The organism is Rhizobium oryzicola (assembly GCF_030504645.1).
Taxonomy (GTDB): Bacteria; Pseudomonadota; Alphaproteobacteria; order Rhizobiales; family Rhizobiaceae; genus Neorhizobium; species Neorhizobium oryzicola.
This window is the reverse complement of the sequence record NZ_JAUKWQ010000012.1, coordinates 132,902-151,177: the sequence shown is the minus strand read 5'-3', so window position 1 is coordinate 151,177 and position 18,276 is coordinate 132,902. Positions and strand designations below refer to the sequence as shown.

The following is an 18,276-nucleotide window of genomic DNA, read 5'->3' as shown; positions in this document are numbered from 1 at the left end:
AGGTCAAATACGACCAGCTCAAAGCCGCCGGAAAACCACCGAAGGTCGCCATCACCGCAATCATGCGAAAGCTCATTGTGCTCGCAAACGCACTGTTGAAAAACAACCGGAAATGGACCCCAAAACATGCTTGATCAAAACGGATACTCTAGCATGACGAAATTGACCAGACACCAGGCGGGATGACATGCCTTGCCCGCTTGGCAGCGAAACCCAATCTATAGAAATGCATTCATTCAGTTGTATTACACAACCGATATTCAAACGGATTGAACAATAGTTTCCACGCTCAATTTATAGAGGAGTGGACCGTTGTGTCTGTTGCAACGGCACCCCGGATTAATGTAAGGATAAATCGGATAAAGCGGTTGCCTGCCATTCGTATTTCTTGAAATAAAGCCACTCATTATTGACCAATGCCAATGATCCGGCACGACGATCGCAAGCGAAAGAAAAGCGGCGGCAACGCAGAGGCTCCTGTGAAACCGGAGCTTGTTCATCTGCTTTACGCCGGCACTTTCAATGTTGTCTTTATCAGCTGCGCCGCCGCTGGCTTCTGTAGCCTACTCTCATATCACCACAACGACCCCGTCTTTGCCCTGTTTGCTGTACTCGCCATGGCAATAGGTGGCGTGCGGCTTGCGATCGACATTGCCTATCGCAGGGCCGGAGACCGCCACCCAACGAAGAGTTGGGAGATTTGGCACGGATTGGGAAGCTTTGCATTTTCCGCTGTCGTCGGTGCCATCGGCGCTTACGCATTTCAGTCGTCGCAGCAGTCCGATGTGCAACTATTTGCGGTCACTTTTCTCATCAGCTATTGCACCGGGGTGCTGACCCGGCTTGCTGTACGGCCGAAGATCGCGATTGGCTGCACGGCTGTTGCCGCCGCTCCCTATATCGTAGCCCTCCTGCTGCAACCATCATTGCTTCTCAATCTGCTCGGCCTGTTCATACTCATCATGTGGATTGCCGGTCTTCAACTCATCGAAACCACGCACCGCCTCACGCTTGAGATGCTGCTCACCAAGTCGGAAATGGCAGCCCTCGCCGGCACCGATGCGCTGACGGGCCTTGGCAACCGCTTCACACTGGACCAGAAGCTTCGCCGTCTTTTGCTGGATGGCAGCGTAACACCAGAGGCCATGGTTGCGGTGCATTTCATCGATCTCGATCATTTCAAGGCGGCCAACGATACCCATGGTCATGCGGTGGGAGATGCCATTCTTGTGGAGGTCGGGCGGCGCCTGACGGCTCTTCTGCCGCCGAACGCTTTTGCGGCGCGCCGCGGGGGCGACGAGTTTCTGCTCGTCCAGCCCTCGGTGACCGACCCGCACACAGCATATGACCTTGCACGCCGAATCACGGACAATATCTCCGCACCTTATATTGTCGACAATCTGACGGTCGTGATCGGCGCCAGTGTCGGCATTTCAATGACCGGCGACACGGCAATTACGGCGCACAGCCTCATTGTCTCGGCGGATCAGGCACTTTACGACGCCAAGCGCAATGGCCGCGGCAGCGTCGAAATGCGGGATCCGCATCTCGATCTCGTAGCGTAAGGCACTTCACGCAAGGCGATGCAGCGCGATGGCGATGATCAGAGCATTGCCAGTCCGAGAAGCAGGAGACTGATCGACACCAGCACACAGACGATCACGCGTTGCCCAGCAAGCAGAAACGCGATGAAGCCAATACCTAGAGACCCCACCCGCAGCCAAAGAGGTGAGTGCGCGAGCGTGCCGGTGGGGAAGAAGACGAGTTTCGACGTCACTGCCATCACAAGCGCGGTTGCCACCGCCCTCACCCATTGCAAGGCTTCGGAGTCCTCGTCCAGACGGTTGCCGAGCAGCACGCCGAGCCAGCGCCAGATATCGGTTGCCAGCCAGCCAGCGACCGCAATGACAATGTAGGTCCACAGCACAGGGTCGCTCAAAGCAGTTCCTCCGGAGCGGCCGTTGCGCTTTGGGCTGCCTTGCGCCCCCGGATCACGAAGCGGTCGAAGAGATAGGCCAGCGTTCCCCCGCCGAGACCGGCATAGAGCACGTCGAATTTCGGCTCAACCATCGCAATGGCAGGCCCTGCGACAACGCCAACCACAAACGCAACCTTGACCACGCTGTGGCGCGCACTCGCCCAGATCGACGCGAAGAAATAGACCGGTGTCAGCATGAAGAGCGCACCCGCCACCATTGGCGGAAATTGCGCCACGATGCCGTAACAGACACCGACGATGACCGCATTGACCAGCGTCAGCGTGATCGAGAAGCCGCCAAAATAAGCGAGCCGCCGTTCTCGCGGGACATCTCCCAGCCTCTGCATGGCAAACACCCAGGAGGTGATCGCCACGAAATGCGAGAGAAACAGCAGGAGCCAGGTCGGGCTTTTCTCAGTCCGCATATCCGGCATGATCGAGGCAACCATCGGCATCATGCGAATCGAGGAAAGCGTCACCGCAACAAAGCTCGCCGCGATCGGTGCGCCGCCAGCCATGGTGCCGATCAGAATCATCTTGGCGGGCAGCGCCCAGACCGACAGCGTCATGAACACGGCCTGAGATCGTGTTATCCCCGACTCGAGTGCAAACGCACTGAAGCCGACAAAAGAGGTCATGAGAATGAGCGCCGGCAGCGTCGTAATACTGAGGACACCCTTCAGGAACCACCTGGCATTGGATTGGAGGGCAATATCGGAAGGAGGCATTATCAGTCAGTCCGTCGTCATCGTCCGGAACAGACCGGTACGCATGAAAAAATGCCGGAAGCTTTCGCTCCCGGCACTGCATGTTTTATCTGATTATTTTTTCTTGGGTACCCTGGGAACGGATGATCCCTTGCGTGGCTTGGCCGGCTCCTCGGTGAGGACATCACCATCGGCGGCTTGCGCCTTGGCGTCCTTTCCCTTCGAAGGCTTCTGGTCGTCCTTGGACTTGGCGCGGGTCTTGGCCTTGGCTTGGACTTCCTCCTCGACCTCTTCGACTTCGGCCTCAGGCTTCGGCTTTACCGGCGCGAGTTCCGGGATCGATTCCAGGATCAGGCCGTCCTTGCCGTCTTCCTTCGGCCCGACGGTGACCTTGACGACGCCACCCTTGCGCAGCGCCCCGAACAGGATCTCGTTCGCCAACGGCTTCTTGATGTGCTCCTGAATGACGCGTCCGAGCGGACGCGCACCCATGCGCTCGTCGTAACCTTTCTCCGCCAGCCATGCGATGGCATCCTGATGCAGGTCGAACGTGACGTTGCGTTCGGACAGCTGGGTTTCCAACTGCATGACGAATTTCTGCACGACCTGATGGATGACTTCCGTCGGCAGCGGCGCAAACGGAATGATCGCATCCAGACGGTTGCGGAATTCCGGGGTGAACAGGCGGTTGATCGCCTCTTCATCCTCGCCCGTCCGCTTCGATGAGCCAAAGCCGATGGCGGCCTTGGCCATTTCGGACGCACCGGCATTCGTGGTCATGATCAGGATCACGTTACGGAAGTCGATCTTCTTGCCGTTATGGTCCGTCAGCGAGCCATGGTCCATCACCTGCAACAGGATGTTGTAGATATCCGGATGCGCCTTCTCGATTTCGTCAAGCAGCACGACCGAATGCGGATGCTGGTCCACCTGGTCGGTCAGCAGGCCGCCCTGGTCGAAGCCCACATAGCCGGGAGGTGCGCCGAGCAGACGCGAAACCGTATGCCGCTCCATGTATTCCGACATGTCGAAGCGCAGCAGTTCCACACCAAGAGACGAGGCAAGCTGCTTGGCGACTTCCGTCTTGCCGACGCCAGTGGGGCCGGAGAAGACGTAGGAGCCAATCGGCTTGTTCGGTTCGCGAAGGCCGGCACGGGCGAGCTTGATGGCCGTTGCCAGCGCCTCGATTGCCTTGTCCTGACCGTAGACGACGGAACGCAGTTCCTTTTCCAGATTGGCGAGGACCATCTCGTCATCCTTGGAAACCGTCTTGGGCGGGATACGGGCCATCGTGGCAATGGTTGCCTCGATCTCCTTCTCGGTGATCAGCTTGCGACGCTTGGAAGCGGGCAACAGCATCTGGGCTGCACCGGTTTCGTCGATCACGTCGATCGCCTTGTCCGGCAGCTTGCGGTCAGAGATGTAGCGAGCCGACAGTTCAACGGCCGACTTGATCGCCTCGTTGGTATAGCGAAGCTTGTGATACTCCTCGAAGTACGGCTTGAGGCCCTTCATGATCTCGATGGCATCATCGATCGATGGTTCGTTGACGTCGATCTTCTGGAAGCGGCGGACAAGCGCCCGGTCCTTCTCGAAGAACTGGCGATATTCCTTGTAGGTGGTCGAACCGATGCAGCGGATCGCCCCGGAGGACAGAGCCGGCTTCAACAGGTTGGACGCATCCATTGCGCCGCCGGAGGTCGCACCCGCACCGATCACAGTGTGGATTTCATCGATGAACAGAACGGCGCCCGGATACTCTTCCAGTTCCTTGACGACCTGCTTCAGGCGTTCTTCGAAATCACCGCGATAGCGGGTGCCGGCGAGAAGCGTGCCCATGTCGAGCGAGAAGATCGTGGCATTGGCGAGCGCTTCCGGCACCTTGCCTTCCACAATCCGCTTGGCCAGACCTTCGGCGATCGCCGTCTTGCCGACGCCGGGATCACCCACATAGAGCGGGTTGTTCTTGGAACGGCGGCACAGCACCTGAATGGTGCGGTTGACCTCGTCGTGGCGGCCGATCAGCGGATCGATACGACCGCCCTTCGCCTTCTCGTTCAGGTTGACGCAATAGGCCTTCAGGGCGTCCTGCGGCTTCTTGGAAGAACCCTCTTCCTGCTCACGGCCGGGCTTGGCTTCCGCTTCCCCCTCTTCCGCACCCCGAGGGCTGCGAACCTGGGACGAACCCGGACGCTTGCCGATGCCATGGGAGATATAGTTCACGGCATCATAGCGCGTCATCTCCTGCTCCTGCAGGAAGAAGGCCGCATGGCTTTCCCGTTCTGCGAAGATGGCAACGAGCACATTGGCACCCGTGACTTCTTCCCGGCCGGACGACTGAACATGGATCACGGCGCGCTGGATGACGCGCTGGAATCCGGATGTAGGCTTGGAATCCTCGTCGTAACCGGTGACGAGGTTGGCGAGCTCGTTATCGATGTAATCAGAAACCGTCTTGCGGAGGGCATCGAGATCAACGTTGCATGCTCCCATGACCGCGGCCGCGTCGGCATCATCGATCAAAGCCAGGAGCAAATGCTCCAGCGTTGCATATTCGTGGTGCCGCTCATTGGCGAAGGTCAGTGCCTGATGCAGCGCCTTTTCAAGACTAGGCGAAAATGTTGGCACGTGCGGTCCTCACTTCTTTTCCATGACACATTGCAGCGGGTGCTGGTGCTGGCGGGCAAAATCCATGACCTGGCTCACCTTGGTCTCAGCGACCTCGTACGTAAAGACCCCGCATTCGCCCACGCCGTGATTGTGAACGTGCAGCATGATGCGGGTGGCCGCTTCGCGGTCCTTCTGGAAAAAACGCTCCAGAATATGAATGACGAATTCCATGGGTGTGTAATCGTCATTCAGCAGAAGAACACGGTAGAGATTGGGTTTCTTGGTCTTCGGTTTCGTGCGGGTAATAACCGAGGTGCCACGGTTCGGGCCGTCTCCGTTTCCGTCTTTCTCAGCTTGCATGTAATAGATCGGCAATGCGATCATCTTCCTTCATTCCCCAACCGTCCGGCCAATTTCTAGAACTCTCATCGACCGAACATCAGATCGTTTATTTAGTTCGTTTCCCGGCGATTTTAAGCCCCTTCAGCCAGCGCGCAATCACTATTCCTGTGATCGAGCCTCCCAACGGGGATTTGCGCTGGAAACAAACAAAACAAGGCCGGAATCAAAAACCGGCCGCGCGGTTGGCGCAGCCGGCCGGAACACCTGCCAGAATAACGTGGCCGGTTGGCAATCGGATCAGGCGGCGTTGGTTGCCACCAGTGCAGATGCCTTTGCAATGGGAGCCTCATACGGTTTGTAAGCGGTCTTCGCCAAGTCCGTATATAATTCGCTCAATTTCGTCGCTTCTGCAATGAAGCTTTCGTAGGAAGATTTCGCATAGCGGGTCTGGATTTCGTAGACCGCTTCGATGCTGCGCGCAGCAAACAGCGATTCCCAGAAGGACGTCAGTTCCTGAACGCTCTTCTTGGAGTAATCGCTCGTTTCGGTAGCAATTGCCTGAAACTTCTTCGTCACGTCGGAATAGTTGTAAAGGGCAGCATCCAGTGCCTCTTTGCCCTTCCGGTTTGCTTCGTCAAAGTTGAACATTCTCCGCCTCCACAGGGTTTATTCGACAGTGCACATCAAATGATTCCGCACCGCAAAAGTCAAGTCTCGCACATGCGAAAAACACAACCCCTGATATCTAGTAACCTTCAATACGACGGATTCATTGAGCTATTTCTCAAATTAAAAACGGCGGCTCGCAGGATGCGGCCGCCGTTGTTCAACTTGCAAAGCTGTTCGGACAATCAAAGATCGACGTCGAGGATCGCCATGGAAAAATTGTAAGAACGCTCGTCGTCCTCGTCGTCCACATAAACGACACCCAGAAATTCCTCGCCGGCATAGACCTCTGCCGAATCGTCCTTGCGGGGACGTGCCTTCACGCTGAAGGTGGGATTGAACACCCGCTTGAAATAGGCGTCGAGTTTCTTGATTTCATCAGCTTTCACAGGTGCATCTCCATCATCGTTCGAATCGACGCGCTTTTGGCATGGCTTCACGGCGAAAGTAAAGGAGGCGGTGCCGCTTCGTCCACGTCGAAGACATCAGATGAACTGTTTGCCTGCTGGATGTTATTCTGCAGAGACGGGGATCTGGTCCATCACGCGCGACGGCTCGGAGCAGCCGGCCTCGCCTACGACCTTGGCCGGCACCCCGGCGACGGTTGTCTTGGGCGGCACAGGCTTCAAGACCACAGAACCTGCCGCAATACGCGAGCAATAACCGATCTCGATATTGCCGAGAATCTTGGCACCCGCCCCAATCAGGACGCCGTTGCCAATCTTCGGATGTCGATCCGCACCTTCTTTGCCGGTACCGCCAAGGGTCACGCCGTGCAGGATTGACACATTGTCGCCAATCACTGCCGTCTCGCCAACGACGAAACCGGTTGCGTGATCCAGGAAAATGCCTTTACCGATTCGTGCAGCCGGATTGATGTCGGTCTGGAAGACGCTGGAGGCACGGCTTTGCAGATACATGGAAAAATCCCGACGGCCGCGCTGCATCAGCCAGTGCGCCAGACGATGGGTCTGGATGGCATGGAAACCCTTGAAGTAGAGCACCGGCTCCAGGAAGCGCGAGCAGGCCGGATCCCGGTCGTAATAGGCCTGAATATCGACGCGCAGCACATCGCCCCATTGCGGCCAGTCCGCCAGCATTTCCTCAAAGGTCTGGCGCAACAGAACGGCCTGCAGGTCCGGATGATCGAGGCGTTCGCAGATCCGGTGAATGACGCAGTCTTCCAGCGAGCGATGGTTTAGCACCGTCGAATACAGGAAGGCGGCCAAGAGCGGATCCTTGTCCGCCCCTGCCCTCGCTTCGAAGCGAAGTGTATCCCAGATCGGATCGACGATCGTCACAGGTTCCTTGGTCAACAATTCTGTGCGCACGGACATGCGGGTAGCCTCATTTGCGAAGAGGCCATTATATAGAACAAAGTTTTACAAACACCAATGGCCGCAGAACCCGGTTAACGAGCCGCTGCCAAGGATGCATAAAACTCCAACACGGCTGCCTTGAAAACCTTGTCTCCCACGGCCAGCATATGATCGCGATTGGGGATATCAAGAGCGGTCGCGTTCGGCATCAAGGCTGCCAGTTCCTGCGGTGAGCCAGCGATATCATCCTTCGTGCCAACGCCGATGAGGGTCGGCACCTCGATCCGCCCGACATCCTCACGCGAGACAAGATCGCGGGAACCTCTGATGCAGGCCGCAAGCGCCTCGCGGTCGCTCCGGGTCTGGTCGGCAAAACTGCGAAACATCTTGCCCCGGGGATGGGTGACCGCATCGGCAGACGCCGCCAGCAAGGCATCCGCGATTGGATCCCAATCGCCTACGCCGTCCGTCAGGCCAATACCGAGTCCCCCCAGCACGAGGGAGCGGATGCGGTTCTGATGATTGATCGCAGCGAAGGTGGAGATGCGTGCCCCCATGGAATAGCCCATCATATGCGCGTCCGGCAGACCGAGATGATCAAGCAGAGCGATCGCGTCTTCGGCCATCACCCAGGGCCGATAGGCTTCCATGTCCCTCGGCTTGTCGCTCGCACCATGTCCGCGATTGTCGAGCGCGATCACGCGGTAGCCTGCATCCCCCAGCGTCTTCAACCAGCCGGGATGCACCCAATTCACATTGGCATTGGAGGCAAAACCATGGATCAGAAGAACCGGTTCACCGGACGGATCCCCCTCATCGAAAAAGGAAAGTGCCAGACCCTGGTGATGAAACTGCGAGAAGGTGGGCGTATTCAGATTCATTGCATCCTATCCTGTTTGGCCGCAACATAGGGGAAGCGTGCCGAGGCTTGAACTCCTGCGACGCAAAATCCTGCACGACAGGTGCCTTTTCCCCCTACACTTTCGAGAGCCGTCTATGTAATGTCCGCCGCAAAGTTTAAGCATTGGAGAAAAACATGGCCGGTCACGCTATCCCGCACTTCCAGAACGACGGTGGGCATCGCCTGATTGAAGTCGGCGTGAAGGAATTCATGTGCACAGGCGCATCGGTTCCTTTCGACCATCCGCACATCTATATCGACATGGGCGACGACAACGAGAAGGTCTGCTCCTACTGTTCGACGCTCTACCGCTACAACCCTTCCCTCAAGGAAGGACAGACCAATCCGCCGGGCTGCACGTTCCACGTCAAGGCCGCCTGAGGCAGAGTAAAGTTTCATGGCTGTACAGAATGCCGCGATCGTCGGCGCGGGCATGGCGGGATTGACCGCCGCGCTTTCCCTTTCGCAACGCGGCATTCGATGCCAAGTCATCGAGCAGGCTCCCTATCTTGCGGAAGTTGGCGCCGGCTTGCAGATTTCACCGAACGCGGCGCGCGTGTTGGCGCGCGTTGGGGTGTTGCCCGAGATTGAAAAGATCTGGTGCGAGCCGCAGCGCATCAGCCTTGTATCTGGCCAATCCCTGAAAACACTTGCGGAAGTCCCCGTTGGCCGCTTTGCTCGCGAACGCTGGCGCGCGCCCTACGGGGTTCTGCATCGCTCCACGCTGCAAAACGCGCTGGAGCGGGCGGTATCCGCTGAGCCGCTCTGCTCCCTGCATCTCGGCCATCGCCTCACGGTCGCAAATGCAAGTCATATCGAAGCATTGACGGGGGTCCGTCCGGATCTGATCATCGGCGCCGATGGCGTGTGGTCACAGGTTCGCGCATCCGTTCCCGGTTCGCCCCGACCGGATTTTTCCAGCAATGTCGCGTGGCGCTTTACGATTGCCGAAAATGAAGCGCCCGCGTTCCTGGCACGTGATCGCGTCATGGCCATGCTGGGCGCATCCGCGCATGTTGTTTCCTACCCACTCCGGGAGATGCAGGGATTTAACGTGGTCGCAATCGCGGCCGGCGTCAGCCCGGGGGAGACCTGGGACGCCCAGGCAAGCCAGCAGAACCGGCACATGCTGTTTGCGCAGTTCAAAAACTGGCATCCGCAGATCATCGCCCTGCTGCGCCAATCGGAAAGCGCGAGCTTCTGGCCGCTTTATCAGGTCAGCGATGGGCGCTGGCAGAACGACAAGGACATCGTCCTGGTCGGGGATGCCGCCCATGCGATGATGCCATTCTCTGCCCAAGGAGCGGCGATGGCCATCGAGGATGCCTGGGAACTTGCACAGCAAGTAACGCGGTTTTCTACACTCCCTGAGGCGCTTGGCGCTTACGAACAACAGCGCAAAGCCCGCGCACAGAAGGTCAAGGCGCGCGGTTCTTTCAATCGCTTTGCTTATCATGCAACCGGGCCTGTCCGGGTCGCGCGCGACATCGTTCTAAAGCTTCGGTCGCCGTCATCGCTGGCGGCGGACCTTGACTGGCTCTACGGCTACGACACCGGGGCCTGATCAGGCAGCCCCCGCTGCGGCAAACCCATTCTCCAAGTCTGCCTTAAGATCCTCGACATCTTCCATCCCGATCTGCAGGCGGATCACCGGTCCTTCCAGCGGAGCCTTGCAGATCGTGCGGTCCGAAAGATTGACATGGACAGCAAGGCTCTCATAACCGCCCCAGGAATAGCCGAGGCCAAAGATCGAGAGAGCATCCAGGAAAGCATGCGCCTTCTTTTTGGCAACGGCCATGTCGGCACCGAGGACGAATGAGAAGACGCCGCTCGATCCCTTGAAGTCACGCTTCCAAAGGGCATGCCCGGGGAAGCTCTCGAGGGCGGGATGAAGGACCCGGACCACCTCCGACTTGCTCTCCAGCCATCTGGCGACATCGAGTGCGCTCTTTTCATGATGCGCAAGCCGAACACCCATGGTGCGAAGACCGCGCAGGATCAGATAGGAATCCTCAGGCGCGCCGCAGATACCGAGCGCGCCCTGCGCTTCCAGAAGGCGCGGCCAGTGCGCGGCATTGGCCGACACGGTTCCCATGACGATATCAGCATGACCCGACGGGTACTTGGTCACGGCATGCATGGAGATATCGACGCCGAAATCCAGTGGGCGGAAATAGAGAGGTGTCGCCCAGGTATTGTCCATGGTGACCACAGCCCCATGACGGTGCGCAACCTCTGAAATGGCCGGAATATCCTGCATCTCGAACGTATTGGATGCAGGGGCTTCCGTGTGAACCAGCCTGGTGTTCGGACGCATCAGCGCCTCGATACCGGACCCGATCGCGGGATCGTAATATTCGACTTCAACGCCCATCCGCGTCAGCATGGTATCGCAGAAATGTCGGCAAGGGCCGTAGACCGAATCAACGATCAGCGCGTGATCACCCGACGAAAGGAACGCAAGGAAGGGAATGGTAATGGCCGCAAGGCCTGAAGGCACGAGAATGGTGCCTGCCGCGCCTTCCAGCTCGTTGAGTGCCATGCACAAGGCGTTGGTGGTCGGGGTTCCACGCGTCCCGTAGGTGTAGGGCTGATCGTGGCGTTCCATCACATCGCAGTTGGGAAAAAGCACCGTCGATCCGCGCACGATCGGCGGATTGACGAAGCCGTAGAAGCTATGCGGATCGTGGCCCAGATGAGCGAGGCGGGTATTGATGCCAACGGCGTGATTGCCGGATTTCTTGTTGTCCATGAAAGACGGGACCCCTGTCACTATTGCAACTCCCTTTTTGTCGAGAGGCGCAAAGGCGGTCAACCCTCGCTATGCACAAGACTTTGGCAGCGACAGAAGCTTGCTAGGCTTGGCGGAGTTTTCACCAGAAATTGCTCAAAAGCAGGCATCTCAGCCTAATATATCAGCATCTTAAATCAATTTGGCAGTTTTGTGGCGTTAATATAATTCGCCACACTTGACCCGTGCACAAAATTACGACTGTGATAGGCCCAGCTCGCATCGGGAGGCCTCGCGAGCGGTCTCGGTCTGGCGTTCTCATGGCGCTGTCCCAGACTTAGAGGCATCAAAAAAGACAAACAGACAAAGGTTGGGAAAACATGAAAAAGACGCTTCTGTCCGCCGCAGTTGGCGCGGCAATTCTGGGCGCTGCCTCTGCTGCATCGGCAGGCACGCTTCAGGATGTCAAGGCAAAGGGCTTTGTAACCTGCGGTGTGAGCCAGGGTATCCCCGGCTTCTCGAACCCGGATGACAAGGGCGAATGGTCGGGCATCGACGTCGATTACTGCCGCGGTATCGCTGCAGCCGTGTTCGGCGACGCGAAGAAGGCCAAGTTCGTCGCACTTTCCAGTAAGGACCGTTTCCCGGCACTTCAGTCCGGCGAAGTGGATGTCCTGACCCGTAACACGACCTGGACGATCAGCCGCGACACCTCGCTCGGCTTCAACTTCCGCACCGTCAACTACTATGACGGCCAGGGCTTCATCGTGAAGAAGAGCCTGAACGTTAAGTCCGCCCTGGAACTTTCCGGCGCTGCTGTCTGCGTTCAGCAGGGTACAACGACCGAACTCAACCTCGCCGACTACTTCAAGGCCAACAACCTGCAGTACAATCCGGTTGTGTTCGAAAAGGAAGCCGATGCAACCTCTGCCTATGATGCCGGCCGTTGCGACGTTTACACCACCGACCAGTCGGGCCTCTATGCCATCCGCCTGAAGATGAAGGCCCCGGACGAGAACGTCGTTCTGCCGGAAGTCATTTCCAAGGAGCCGCTCGGCCCAGCCGTTCGCCAGGGTGACGACCAGTGGTTCGATGTGGTGAGCTGGGTTCACTACGCCATGGTCAATGCCGAAGAACTTGGCATCACTTCGAAGAACGTCGATGAGATGAAGGCCAAGGGTGGCCCGGACATCAAGCGTATGCTGGGCTCCGAAGAAGGCACCAAGATCGGTACCGACCTCGGCCTCACCAACGACTGGGCATACAACATCGTCAAGCTTGTCGGTAACTACGGCGAAGTCTTCGAGCGTACCGTCGGCCCCAACACGCCTCTCAAGATCCAGCGCGGCCTGAACGCCCTCTGGAACAAGGGCGGCCTGCAGTACGCACCGCCGATCCGCTAACAGTCGCCGGTCACCGGACGCACTGAGCCGGGAGGCGAGCATGCTCGCCTCCCGCGCAATTAAAAACCCGCAAAGGGCAAGAAGCTCGCAAAAGAGCATATAAGAGGGAAAGGCGCCTATGGCAGGCAACGCGCTGAGCTCGGAAAAATCCGGCACAAAAAGCGTTTCATCGCTTATCTATGATCCGCAAGCGCGCGGAATATTCTACCAGATCCTGACCGTTGCCATCATCGGGCTGCTTGTCTGGATCTTCACCAACAACACCATCCACAATCTGCAAAAGGCGAATATCGCCTCGGGTTTTGACTTCCTGAAAGGGCGCGCCGGCTTCGACATCGGCCAGTCGCTGATCGCCTACACCAGCGACGCAACCTATGGCCGCGCTCTGCTGGTTGGCTTCCTGAACACTTTGCAGGTCGCGATCCTCGGGATTATCACTGCATCCATTATCGGCTTTGCAATCGGTATCGCGCGTCTATCCAGCAACTGGCTGATCGCCAAGATCGCACAAGTCTATGTGGAGATCTTCCGCAACATTCCGCCTTTGCTGGTCATCTTCTTCTGGTACAAGGGCGTCATCTCCATCCTTCCACAGGCGCGTTCTTCGATCGCCCTTCCCTTCGGAAGCTATCTGAACAATCGCGGCTTCTTCTTCCCGAAATTCATTTGGGGCGACAATGCCTGGCTGCTGCTTGCAGCACTTGCGGTTGCAATCAGTGCTTCCGTGTTCATCGTGCGCTGGGCGCGTGCACGCCAGATGGCGACTGGCCAGCAGTTCCGCTCCGGCTGGACATCCTTCGCGCTCATCATCGCACTGCCGCTCCTCACCTTCTTCGTCCTCGGATCGCCGCTCACCTTCGAATTTCCGGTCGCCGGAAAATTCAACCTGACAGGTGGTTCGGTTCTCGGGCCGGAATTCATTTCGCTGTATCTCGCCCTTTCATTCTACACGGCAGCCTTCATTGCCGAAATTGTTCGCGGTGGCATCCGGGCTGTCTCAAAGGGTCAGACGGAAGCGGCCAATGCTCTTGGTCTTCGCCCCAGCGTCACGACCCGGCTGATCATCGTGCCGCAGGCTCTGCGCATCATTATTCCGCCACTGACAAGCCAGTATCTAAACCTCACCAAGAACTCGTCGCTTGCTGTTGCGGTCGGTTTTTCGGACCTGGTCGGCGTCGGCAATACGGTTCTCAATCAGAGCGGACAAGCGATCGAAATCGTCGCGATCTGGCTCACCGTCTATCTTTCACTGTCGCTCACGACCGCGCTGGTCATGAACTGGTTCAACGCAAAGATGGCGCTGGTGGAGAGATAACCCATGACGACAACCACTCTATCCTTCATCCGCAAGGAAATGACACCGCCGCAGCCGGCTCCCTCCAGCGAAGTCGGAGTGTGGCACTGGGTACGCACGAAGCTGTTCCCGACTCCGAAGGACACGGTCCTGACGGTGCTTGCGATCGCATTCTTGGCCTACATCCTACCCCCGCTGATCGACTGGCTTTTCATCCATGCGGCATGGACAGGCACGAGCCGTGTCGCCTGTCTGACGGTCGCACAGGGCGGAGCATTGCCAAACGATCAGTCCGGCGCCTGCTGGCCGTTCATCTCGGCCAAGTTCAATCAGATCATCTTCGGGCGCTATCCGCTTGAGGAACGTTGGCGCCCCATCCTCGTGATGGTGATGTTCGTCCTTCTTCTGATCCCCATGCTGATGCCGAAGGCGCCGCTCAAGGGCTGGAATGCGATCACGCTGTTCCTCATCCTGCCCTTCGTATCCTTCTTCCTTCTGCTCGGGGGCCGCTTCGGATTGGCTCCGGTGGAAACGCAGCTCTGGGGCGGGCTGATGGTCACGCTGATCCTGTCCTTCTTCGGGATCACCGTATCTCTTCCTGTCGGGATCGTGCTCGCTCTGGGACGGCGCTCGAACCTGCCCGTCATCAAGATGCTCTGCGTCGTCTTCATCGAAGTAATCCGCGGCATTCCGTTGATCACGGTTCTTTTCATGGCCAGCATCATGCTGCCCCTGTTCATGCCGGATGGTTGGACCTTCGACAAGTTCCTGCGTGCGCTTGTCGGGGTTTCATTGTTCGCATCCGCCTATATGGCGGAAGTGATCCGTGGGGGCTTGCAGGCGATCCCGAAAGGACAGTTCGAAGGCGCGGACTCCCTCGGCCTCGGCTATTGGCAGAAGATCCGTTTGGTAATCATGCCGCAGGCCCTCAAGCTGGTCATTCCAGGCATCGTGAATACCTTCATCGGGCTGTTCAAGGATACGTCGCTCGTCTCCATCATTGGCATGTTCGACCTGCTCGGCATCGTCACGTTGAACCAGGCGGATGCCAACTGGGCAACACCCGTCACGCCCGTGACAGGGTATGTCTTTGCAGGTTTCGTTTTCTGGCTATTCTGCTTTGGTATGTCGCGTTACTCCCTGTTCATGGAGCGCCATCTCGACACCGGGCACAAAAAATAAGGGGAATATCATGTCAGCTATTGAAGAAGTGCATCCAACGTCCATGACGGTCTCCAAGACCGATGTGGCCATCGAGATCACCGGAATGAACAAGTGGTACGGTGACTTCCACGTTCTGCGTGACGTCAACCTCAAGGTCATGCGTGGCGAGCGCATCGTCATTGCTGGCCCCTCCGGCTCGGGCAAATCGACGATGATCCGCTGCATCAATCGTCTCGAAGAACATCAGGCCGGCAAGATCGTCGTCGACGGTATCGAACTTACCAATGACCTAAAGAAGATTGATGAAGTGCGCCGCGAAGTCGGCATGGTGTTCCAGCACTTCAACCTCTTCCCGCATCTGACCATTCTCGAAAACTGCACGCTTGCACCAATCTGGGTCCGCAAGATGCCGAAGAAGGATGCCGAAGAGATCGCGATGCACTATCTGAAGCGCGTCAAGATCCCGGAACAGGCCCACAAATACCCCGGTCAGCTGTCAGGCGGTCAGCAGCAGCGTGTGGCGATTGCCCGTTCCCTCTGCATGAAGCCGAAGATCATGCTGTTCGACGAACCGACCTCGGCGCTCGATCCGGAAATGGTCAAGGAAGTACTCGACACGATGGTAAGCCTCGCTGAAGAGGGCATGACCATGCTTTGCGTGACCCACGAAATGGGCTTTGCCCGCCAGGTGGCAAACCGCGTGATCTTCATGGACCAGGGCCAGATCGTCGAACAAAATTCGCCGGCAGAATTCTTCGACAATCCTCAGCACGAGCGCACCAAACTGTTCCTGAGCCAGATTCTGCATTGAGATCAGGCCATCAGAGACATCAAAGGGCGCTTGCGGCGCCCTTTTTGATTCCAGAATTCACCACGTCAGTTCGTAACGTGCGTTGATGCTTGCGGACGGATCGGAACCGGCAGCCCGCTCAAGGTTGCCAGTAATGCTGATATGATCTCCCACCGATTGCTCGAAGCCAACACCCGCGCCAATCCTGCTAAAGCTATCCAAGGCACCGGCCCGCACCACGAATGTCGTTCCGGTGCCTGTTTCGGACAGCCGAATGGCCTGTGTAACATCAAGGCCGCTCCATGTTTCTCCGGGACCGGCGTAGCGGATCTGATAATCTCGGCTCAGCGCCAACTTGAAGTTCTCGTCCAGGATCTGGTCGTCGGTATAGTTCATCGTCACAAGCCCACCGCCGGTCAGGGCATTGATCTCAACATCGATATCCCGAGTGACGACGGATGCCGGGGTATGAATTGCCTCCACAGCCAGCTTGCCCCACAATTTGACGGGTGTTTCAACGCGTCCTCCGGGTATGTTGGATTGCACGCCAACATCGACGCCTGCTGAAGCGAAGCTCCATCCCGGAAGCCTCAAACCCAGTCGGGTCTGGTATGCGGTATCGGATAATTTTTCGGGTTTCCAGATGAGCGGTCGATCATCCGCCCGACTGCCACCGGCGCTCCCTATAATAGCCCCCACCGCCAGAACGACGGCGCTATACAGCTGCAATTGACGCATAACATCCCCTTGCGGGTCACTCACATAATGTCATCGAAGCCTGAAGACATTCGACTGCCCCACGAAATGCCGTCCGAATATGGCTCCTTCATCTTCATTTTGGGGCCGAAATGTGATCTTTGATCGGAACACGCAATGCGGCAGACGCTTACGAAAAGTTACAAGAGCCTTACGAATTGCTCCAGATTCCATCACAATTTCCCGCTTTGGTATGTTCGCCAGAGTGGGCGGTCCGTGTATAACAGCGGCCGGAACTCGCTCACGGCTACGTACGAGAAGCGGGAAGGAACAGCATTCATGACTTCCAAGATCACCGCCAGCGGAACACTCCCGATCACTTCCGGGGTGCAAGTACTCGCAAAGCCGAGCCTCTCCCAGAGTGTTCGCCAGCAGATCAGGGATGCGCAGCGACCACTCGGCCGCTTCGCCATGGGTATGGCAATAGTCATTGTCGCATTTTACTGGCGCCATACAGGAAACTGGTAACACCTTCACAATCCTCACGAATCATCTATAGGTCCGGCAACTTTCGCGCCCCTCGCTTGTTGGGCGCCTGCCACGTCGAGACGACAGTTCCGACATGGCACTGCCCCCATGGAAGTAGACGGACAGATTTTGCAAACACGTATGAGCATTATTCAGCGCGTTCTCGAGCGATTCGAGAAGCGTGGCATCCCCTTCGATTCCGAACCAAGACTGCACCAGTGGCTCAATGAATGGGCGGATGGAACCCTGGAAATGGATGAATTGTGGCGGCGCTATCGAGCCCTGCTGCAAGAGCGCCAACATGGCTCCAGACGGGTTGTGTCGCAGATGCAGGTGGACCCGAGCACACAAGAGCAGGATCAGTCTCCTGCGGCTCCACTGGAGGCGTTCAAAGATCCCTATGGGGCGCCTGAGCCAGAGGTTGTCATACGTCCTGCTCCTGAGCATGATAGTGAGACATAAGGAGGATGCTATGACCCGTCTCACACTTTACACAAATCCGATGTCGCGAGGCCGCATTGCCCGCTGGATGCTGGAAGAGATTGGCGCTCCCTATGATGTGGAGGTCATCGCCTATGGCCCTGCCCTCAGGTCAGCGGAATACCTGGCCGTCAACCCGATGGGAAAAGTTCCGGCTCTGAAGCACGGCGAGACGGTCGTGACGGAATGCGCGGCAATCTGCGCCTATCTTGCGGATGCCTTTCCGGAAGCCAAACTTGCACCTTCTGTCCAATCGCGCGGCGCCTACTATCGCTGGATGTTCTTTGCAGCCGGCCCGCTTGAAGCTGCCGTCACCAATCACAGCCTTGGCTTCCAGGCAAAGCCGGGACAAGAACGCATGCTGGGCTATGGCAGTTACGGTCTCGTCCTGGAGACCCTGGCAGCTGCACTCTCACAAACGCCCTTTATCGCAGGTGATCGCTTTACAGCAGCCGATGTCTATGTCGGCTCTCACCTGATCTGGGGCATGCAGTTTGGCTCGATTGCACCGCGTCCGGTCTTCGAAGACTATACGGGCCGGCTCACTTCTCGCGAGGCGGCCAAACGCGCCAATCAACTGGACGATGCATTGGCGGCTGAACAACAGGGCGCCGCGGCGTCGTCCGCCGGATAAATATTGGATGAAGCCGCGCGTCATGGTATGGGG

Annotated in this window: 20 protein-coding genes and 1 pseudogene; 11 read left to right on the top strand and 10 right to left on the bottom strand. The window is 57.6% G+C overall.

Translation table 11 applies throughout. The features are described 5' to 3' along the window. Window positions 1-134 (top strand): annotated as a pseudogene (locus Q2T52_RS23860) (IS110 family transposase); the annotation flags it as partial. A 345-nt stretch (window positions 135-479) separates the two neighbouring features. Continuing rightward, window positions 480-1,565: a GGDEF domain-containing protein gene (locus Q2T52_RS23855; RefSeq protein WP_302079424.1), complete on the top strand. Its 1,086-nt coding sequence runs from the start codon at window positions 480-482 to the stop codon at window positions 1,563-1,565. 38 nt (window positions 1,566-1,603) lie between these two features. Here the strand turns inward: Q2T52_RS23855 and Q2T52_RS23850 are convergent, their stop codons facing one another. The 8 genes from Q2T52_RS23850 to Q2T52_RS23815 all read right to left on the bottom strand — a co-directional run bounded on the left by Q2T52_RS23850 (window position 1,604) and on the right by Q2T52_RS23815 (window position 8,503). Then, window positions 1,604-1,939 (bottom strand): AzlD domain-containing protein, encoded by a 336-nt coding sequence (locus Q2T52_RS23850; protein WP_302079423.1) that lies wholly within the window; start codon window positions 1,937-1,939, stop codon window positions 1,604-1,606. Beyond that, window positions 1,936-2,706 (bottom strand): AzlC family ABC transporter permease, encoded by a 771-nt coding sequence (locus Q2T52_RS23845; protein ID WP_302079422.1) that lies wholly within the window; start codon window positions 2,704-2,706, stop codon window positions 1,936-1,938. The genes Q2T52_RS23850 and Q2T52_RS23845 overlap by 4 nt, the downstream gene beginning before the upstream one ends. 93 nt (window positions 2,707-2,799) lie before the next feature. Continuing rightward, the gene (gene clpA, locus Q2T52_RS23840; protein ID WP_302079421.1) at window positions 2,800-5,313 is read right to left on the bottom strand and encodes an ATP-dependent Clp protease ATP-binding subunit ClpA; all 2,514 of its coding nucleotides are present in this window, start codon (window positions 5,311-5,313) and stop codon (window positions 2,800-2,802) included. A gap of 9 nt (window positions 5,314-5,322) precedes the next feature. Further along, window positions 5,323-5,679 (bottom strand): ATP-dependent Clp protease adapter ClpS, encoded by a 357-nt coding sequence (gene clpS, locus Q2T52_RS23835; protein ID WP_302079420.1) that lies wholly within the window; start codon window positions 5,677-5,679, stop codon window positions 5,323-5,325. A gap of 255 nt (window positions 5,680-5,934) precedes the next feature. Continuing rightward, entirely contained in the window at window positions 5,935-6,285 is a 351-nt protein-coding gene (locus Q2T52_RS23830) for a phasin family protein (RefSeq protein ID WP_302079419.1), read from the bottom strand. A 203-nt stretch (window positions 6,286-6,488) separates the two neighbouring features. Next, window positions 6,489-6,692 (bottom strand): DUF3126 family protein, encoded by a 204-nt coding sequence (locus Q2T52_RS23825; protein ID WP_302079418.1) that lies wholly within the window; start codon window positions 6,690-6,692, stop codon window positions 6,489-6,491. A 123-nt stretch (window positions 6,693-6,815) separates the two neighbouring features. Beyond that, entirely contained in the window at window positions 6,816-7,640 is an 825-nt protein-coding gene (gene cysE / locus Q2T52_RS23820) for a serine O-acetyltransferase (protein ID WP_302079417.1), read from the bottom strand. Between the two features lie 74 nt (window positions 7,641-7,714). Continuing rightward, entirely contained in the window at window positions 7,715-8,503 is a 789-nt protein-coding gene (locus tag Q2T52_RS23815; RefSeq protein WP_302079416.1) for an alpha/beta fold hydrolase, read from the bottom strand. A 155-nt stretch (window positions 8,504-8,658) separates the two neighbouring features. Between Q2T52_RS23815 and Q2T52_RS23810 the strand changes: the two genes are divergently transcribed. Next, window positions 8,659-8,904 carry a zinc-finger domain-containing protein gene (locus Q2T52_RS23810; protein ID WP_302079415.1) on the top strand — a complete coding sequence of 82 codons (246 nt, stop codon included), beginning with the start codon at window positions 8,659-8,661 and terminating at the stop codon, window positions 8,902-8,904. Window positions 8,905-8,920: 16 nt separating this feature from the next. Next, window positions 8,921-10,087: an FAD-dependent monooxygenase gene (locus Q2T52_RS23805; RefSeq protein ID WP_302079414.1), complete on the top strand. Its 1,167-nt coding sequence runs from the start codon at window positions 8,921-8,923 to the stop codon at window positions 10,085-10,087. Here Q2T52_RS23805 and Q2T52_RS23800 read toward each other — a convergent pair whose 3' ends face one another. After that, window positions 10,088-11,275, bottom strand: a complete 1,188-nt coding sequence (locus Q2T52_RS23800; RefSeq protein ID WP_302079413.1) for a cystathionine beta-lyase — start codon at window positions 11,273-11,275, stop codon at window positions 10,088-10,090. 359 nt (window positions 11,276-11,634) lie between these two features. Between Q2T52_RS23800 and Q2T52_RS23795 the strand changes: the two genes are divergently transcribed. From Q2T52_RS23795 to Q2T52_RS23780, 4 genes are all read left to right on the top strand, one after another. Then, window positions 11,635-12,657, top strand: a complete 1,023-nt coding sequence (locus Q2T52_RS23795) for an amino acid ABC transporter substrate-binding protein (RefSeq protein WP_302079412.1) — start codon at window positions 11,635-11,637, stop codon at window positions 12,655-12,657. Window positions 12,658-12,775: 118 nt separating this feature from the next. Then, a complete protein-coding gene (locus Q2T52_RS23790; protein WP_302079411.1) occupies window positions 12,776-13,972 on the top strand; it encodes an amino acid ABC transporter permease in 1,197 nt (398 codons plus the stop codon). 3 nt (window positions 13,973-13,975) lie between these two features. After that, window positions 13,976-15,133 carry an amino acid ABC transporter permease gene (locus tag Q2T52_RS23785; RefSeq protein WP_302079410.1) on the top strand — a complete coding sequence of 386 codons (1,158 nt, stop codon included), beginning with the start codon at window positions 13,976-13,978 and terminating at the stop codon, window positions 15,131-15,133. Between the two features lie 10 nt (window positions 15,134-15,143). Next, a complete protein-coding gene (locus Q2T52_RS23780) occupies window positions 15,144-15,926 on the top strand; it encodes an amino acid ABC transporter ATP-binding protein (protein WP_302079409.1) in 783 nt (260 codons plus the stop codon). 57 nt (window positions 15,927-15,983) lie between these two features. On the opposite strand, the gene Q2T52_RS23775 is transcribed toward Q2T52_RS23780, so the two are convergent. Next, window positions 15,984-16,643: a hypothetical protein gene (locus Q2T52_RS23775; RefSeq protein WP_302079408.1), complete on the bottom strand. Its 660-nt coding sequence runs from the start codon at window positions 16,641-16,643 to the stop codon at window positions 15,984-15,986. A 297-nt stretch (window positions 16,644-16,940) separates the two neighbouring features. On the opposite strand from Q2T52_RS23775, the gene Q2T52_RS23770 reads away from it, so the two are divergent. The 3 genes from Q2T52_RS23770 to Q2T52_RS23760 all read left to right on the top strand — a co-directional run bounded on the left by Q2T52_RS23770 (window position 16,941) and on the right by Q2T52_RS23760 (window position 18,243). Continuing rightward, window positions 16,941-17,129, top strand: coding sequence for a hypothetical protein (locus Q2T52_RS23770; protein ID WP_302079407.1), 189 nt, complete (start codon window positions 16,941-16,943; stop codon window positions 17,127-17,129). Window positions 17,130-17,237: 108 nt separating this feature from the next. Then, window positions 17,238-17,591 carry a hypothetical protein gene (locus Q2T52_RS23765; protein ID WP_302079406.1) on the top strand — a complete coding sequence of 118 codons (354 nt, stop codon included), beginning with the start codon at window positions 17,238-17,240 and terminating at the stop codon, window positions 17,589-17,591. Window positions 17,592-17,601: 10 nt separating this feature from the next. Further along, window positions 17,602-18,243: a glutathione S-transferase family protein gene (locus tag Q2T52_RS23760; protein ID WP_302079405.1), complete on the top strand. Its 642-nt coding sequence runs from the start codon at window positions 17,602-17,604 to the stop codon at window positions 18,241-18,243. The last annotated feature ends 33 nt before the right edge of the window (window positions 18,244-18,276 follow it).